At 26.4% G+C, this 4,661-nt stretch carries 6 protein-coding genes; 3 read left to right on the top strand and 3 right to left on the bottom strand.

The window, feature by feature from the left end; all coding sequences use genetic code 11:
* Positions 1-100: 100 nt before the first annotated feature.
* The 3 genes from KGF39_RS18930 to KGF39_RS20295 all read right to left on the bottom strand — a co-directional run bounded on the left by KGF39_RS18930 (position 101) and on the right by KGF39_RS20295 (position 2,228).
* Positions 101-1,066, bottom strand: a complete 966-nt coding sequence (locus KGF39_RS18930; protein WP_227823500.1) for a DMT family transporter — start codon at positions 1,064-1,066, stop codon at positions 101-103.
* 190 nt (positions 1,067-1,256) lie between these two features.
* On the bottom strand, positions 1,257-1,871 hold the full coding sequence (locus KGF39_RS20300) for an aminotransferase class I/II-fold pyridoxal phosphate-dependent enzyme (protein WP_413927103.1): 615 nt from the start codon (positions 1,869-1,871) through the stop codon (positions 1,257-1,259).
* Positions 1,872-1,997: 126 nt separating this feature from the next.
* Positions 1,998-2,228, bottom strand: coding sequence for a hypothetical protein (locus KGF39_RS20295; protein ID WP_413927024.1), 231 nt, complete (start codon positions 2,226-2,228; stop codon positions 1,998-2,000).
* Between the two features lie 304 nt (positions 2,229-2,532).
* On the opposite strand from KGF39_RS20295, the gene bilQ reads away from it, so the two are divergent.
* From bilQ to KGF39_RS18910, 3 genes are all read left to right on the top strand, one after another.
* A complete protein-coding gene (gene bilQ, locus KGF39_RS18920; protein ID WP_227823499.1) occupies positions 2,533-2,979 on the top strand; it encodes a bilirubin utilization transcriptional regulator BilQ in 447 nt (148 codons plus the stop codon).
* Between the two features lies 1 nt (position 2,980).
* A complete protein-coding gene (bilR, locus tag KGF39_RS18915; protein WP_227823498.1) occupies positions 2,981-4,075 on the top strand; it encodes a bilirubin reductase in 1,095 nt (364 codons plus the stop codon).
* An 89-nt stretch (positions 4,076-4,164) separates the two neighbouring features.
* The gene (locus KGF39_RS18910; protein ID WP_227823497.1) at positions 4,165-4,362 is read left to right on the top strand and encodes a flavodoxin family protein; all 198 of its coding nucleotides are present in this window, start codon (positions 4,165-4,167) and stop codon (positions 4,360-4,362) included.
* Positions 4,363-4,661: the final 299 nt, after the last annotated feature.

The raw sequence follows: 4,661 nt of genomic DNA, 5'->3' as shown, positions 1-4,661 counted from the left end.
TGCTTCATGAACTAAAAAGTTCATTTTGAGACAACCTTTTTTTATATTGCATGTAAAACTAATAAATTTAATCTTACGTATAACCAAGGTAGTGTATCAATTATGATTCCTTATATAAGGATTCAATGTGCCTATTATGCGCTTGAGTAATTATTGTAGGTATAATAGAAATTATTGAGCCAACTACTATCAATAAAATTCCTATAACCATATTAATAGGAATAATTTCTTTAAGTATTAATAATGCTAGTATTGGAGATATTACTGGTTTAAAGAAGAATACTAAAGATGTAAGACTAGTAGATGTAGCTTCCATTGCCATGAAGTAAAGTGCATAACCAGCACCTGTAACAAATACGAATACATAAATCATAATGGGCATATTGTGTAAGGTATAGCCACTAAAAATAGGGATATTTGCAAATACATGAAGTTTATTTTTATTTAATATATCTGCGATAAAATTAATTTTAGTAAGCAAAACCAATATCAACATTTCTAAACTACCAAATATAAAACTAAAGCAAGTTACAACTATTCCGCCAAATTTTAAAGTTTTTCTTTTACCAAATACAGTATACATTGAAAAAATAATGGCAGAAGATAATGTTAAGAATATTCCACTAAAAGTTAATTTTGTATGCAATGGATTTATTATAACTATAATTCCAAGTACTTCTAATATAAGTGAAATTACATTGTGCCTATATATTTTTTCCTTCAAAATTAAGTAAGCTAGAAGCATTACAAAGACTGGATTACAACTAAACAAAACAGCAACTACAGATGCTTTTGTGTTTAGAACAGCCAGTTGGTACAATGATATATTTACTACTACACACATAAAACCTAGAAATGCAAAGTATTTTAAGTCTGATTTTGTAATAGAAAGACTAAGAGATCTTAATCTTTTTATAGCAAAAGGTAGTAAGACTAAACCGCCAACAAAAAATCTTGATAAAGTTATTTGTAAGGGATTAAAGTCATTAGTGACAGTTTTTAGACTAATTTCCATTGAACTAAAAAATAATGTAGTCAGTATTATATAAACATAACCTTTTTTCAAGTCAAACACCTCCTTGTAACTTATATTAGTACTATAGATTACAATATTCAAGTGTATTGGAATAATATGGCATGTGAAATATAGTACATAAAATAATAAACTACCTTATTATAGAATGTGAGTATTCTATACTAAGGTAGTTTATTATTTAAATTACCTTGATTTAATTATTTTAAATTATACAGTTTGGCTAATTTTTCAAATGCTGGTAGAGAGCTTTTAACTTTGTCAAAGATACACAATATGATACTCTAAAATGACCTGGACAACCAAAAGAAGAACCTGGTACTAATAATAGATTAAATTGTTTTGCATCATTGCAGAATTTTTTATCATCTTCAATTGGAGCTTTTGGGAATAAATAGAATGTACCACTAGGTTTAACACAAGAATATCTCATATCGATTAAACTATTATATAGAAGGTCAAAATTCTTTTTATAAATGTTTACATCAACTTCAGCATCTGAACTTCTTGCAATAACTCTTTGAAAAAGAGAAGGAGCATTTACAAATCCAAGTACTCTATTTGCAACATTTAGAGAAGACATAACATCATCAAAATCATCCATTTGTCCATTAGCAACAATATATCCTATACGTTCACCAGGTAGAGATAATGATTTACTGTAAGAGTATCCTATAAATGAGTTTCTATAGTATTTTAGTACACAAGGAACTTTAGCACCATCATAAATTATTTCTCTATATGGTTCGTCAGAAATTAAGTATATGTTTATATTAAATTCCTTTTGTTTTGAATCCAATAATTTTCCAAGATTTTTTAATAATTCTTCAGAATAGATGACACCAGTAGGATTATTTGGAGTGTTTATTATTAAAGCTCTTGTTTTTGGAGTAATAAAGTTTTCTTTTGTAAGGTCTAATCCTTCTTTTTTATTGATATGATTAGCAATAGCATCTCTTACATCTTAATATCCTGAGTTATTCATATATCCATGAACTAAATTTGGAGATTCTTCATTCAAAATATCATTTATAACTGCTTTAATAGTCTCTGGAGGTTCAACACTTGGATTTCCTATACTAAAATCAAAAACATTTTCTTCTCCATAAATATCAGAAAGTTTCTTTCCTTCTTCAAACATAGCTCTTATAACAGAACTGTTTGCAACTAAAGTTTGCATTTTATTAGATATCATATGTAACACTCCCTTTTATAGATTTATATTGCTTATGTATATATTATCATGTTTTTACTGAATTTAGACAATTTTCGTAAATTTATTTGTTTGAAAATATAAACTTTTATATAAAATATATTTATGTATAGTGCATATTAAAAATTCCAATTTCTGACTTAATCATGATTATTTTCTATAATGTTTTATAAAGAATTGATAAAATATATATTTAGAAAGTAAAATATTCTTGACTATATTAATTGTTTAATATAATATAGTTGATATAGTCAAATATATTAAAATTATAGAGGGGAAATTTAAGATGGATTTTAAAAATTTACAGTATGAAAGTTTATCATATATTATCTGTAATTTACAAAAAAATTTTAAACTTTATTGTGAAAAATGCTTAAAACCATATAAACTCACAAATGGTCTGTACTTCTATTTAATTTATATCAATAAAAATAGAAATTGTTCCTTGAATGATGTTTCGACAGAATTTGAAGTTGATAAAGCTTATACGACAAGAACTATATCTAGGTTAGAGAAAGGTGGATATATAGAAAAAATCCAAAATCCTGATGATAGTAGAGCTTTTCAGCTGAGAGTAACAGACAAGGGTGAGGAAGTATTAGGAGATATAAAGAATATATTTTCAAAGTGGGATAACAGTGTAAAAAGAGAGTTTTCGGATGAAGAGTATAAAGAATTAGTAAAGAAATTACATGTAGTAAAGGATATGAAAACAACTGTGGAGGAAGAATAGGATGTATTGCAATTTGTTAAAGCCAATTAAAATTGGAAGTTTGGAATTAAAAAATAGAGTATCATTTGCACCTACAAGCATGGGTCTTAAATTGGAAGAAAAAATTAAAAAGTTTTGTGATATTGCAAAGTCAGGAGTAGCTCTGATTACTTTAGGAGATGTATCTGTTAGACCTAGTTTTCATAAGATAGCTATGAGTTTATCAAATGAAGAGGGAGTTATAAAATGCAAGAAAATTGTAGATGAGATACACAATTCTGGCGCAAAGGTATCAGCACAAATATTTTGTTCAGATTATGATATTAATTTAATTAAAGATACTATGAAAATGGGAATTACTTCACATGATGAGATAAAAAAAATCATGGCTGATGGAGTAAAAGATTACATAACAAATATGTCCAAAGAAGAAATTAAAAATATTATAGATTTATTTAAAGTAGCAGCATTGAATGCAAAAAAAGCAGGGTTTGATATGATTCAAATTCATGGTGATAGGATTGTAGGAAGTTTTTCATCAAGCATATTTAATAATAGAAGTGATGAATATGGTGGAACTTGTGAGAATAGAAGCAGATTTGCAAGTGAAATAATTAGCAGTATTCGAAATGAAGTTAAGGATATTCCAATAGATTATAAACTTGCAATAAGACAAGAAAATCCTCATTATGGCAATGCAGGTGTTCTAGTTTCAGAAGTTGAGTATTTTGTAAAAAAATTTGAATCATTAGGTGTAAATAGTTTTCATGTAACACTTGCAAATCACTCAAAGTTAGAAGATATTATACCAACGAATAATCATCCTTATTTTAAAGATGAGGGCTGTTTTTTGTATTTAGCTGATGAGGTGAAGAAATACACAAATCTTCCAGTATGTGGAGTTGGAAAATTATCTAGCCCAGATTTTATGGAAAGTATTATCTCAAGCAATAGAGTAGATATGGTTTCTATGTCAAGACAACTATTGGCAGATAGTAATTGGTTACAGAAAATAAAAGATGGAAGAGTAGATGAGATTAAGAAATGCTGTTATTGTAACAAAAAATGTGTAGATGCTTTGCAAACACGCTCTCAGTTTGGATGTATATTAGATTAGATTATTTTTATATAAATTAAAATCTATTAATATTAAGATAATTTAGATAAGTATTTAACAGAGTATTTAGCTAAAGAGGAGGATATATCATGAAAAGTTTAATTTTATATTCAAGTTTAACTGGAAATACTAAAAAAATCGCTTCTTCTATATATGATGCAATTCAAGGAGAAAAAGAAATTAAAAATATAAGTGAGTTGGTTGATAATAGTATTAACTATGAAAATTATGATGTAAGAGTAACAAGAGGCAATGAAAAAATAGCCACTACAAATTATAGACTGTAGTGGCTATTTTTTATTATTTGTATATGAAATTATTTTATTTTTCTAACAAGTTACTATATATTATGGTTTATTTCACTGATGAAATGCTCATGTATTTTAAAGTAAAAAGTTGTATATTCTAATAAAACTTTAAAATTTTGATTCTTCAAAGTCAGAGAAAATACATTGTTTTTATTAAAAAATTAAATATTAAGAATTTAATTTCTGCATCTTATTTAAAAAAGATAAGAAATCAATTTTATATATGTATTGAGACCCAAAAGTTGGACTTTATACAGGAATGAAATTTTCATTCCTGT

Origin of the sequence: Clostridioides sp. ZZV14-6345 (genome assembly GCF_020657775.1) — a bacterium.
GTDB lineage: Bacteria > Bacillota > Clostridia > Peptostreptococcales > Peptostreptococcaceae > Clostridioides > Clostridioides difficile_D.
The sequence above is the reverse complement of the archived record's forward strand: the minus strand, read 5'-3'. Positions and strand labels throughout refer to the sequence as shown.

Bases quoted from the DNA above. Each gene is read 5' to 3' on its own strand.
- KGF39_RS20295 (WP_413927024.1), bottom strand. From the start codon at position 2,228: ATGATATCTAATAAAATGCAAACTTTAGTTGCAAACAGTTCTGTTATA.
- bilQ (WP_227823499.1), top strand. From the start codon at position 2,533: ATGGATTTTAAAAATTTACAGTATGAAAGTTTATCATATATTATCTGT.
- bilR (WP_227823498.1), top strand. From the start codon at position 2,981: ATGTATTGCAATTTGTTAAAGCCAATTAAAATTGGAAGTTTGGAATTA.
- KGF39_RS18910 (WP_227823497.1), top strand. From the start codon at position 4,165: ATGAAAAGTTTAATTTTATATTCAAGTTTAACTGGAAATACTAAAAAA.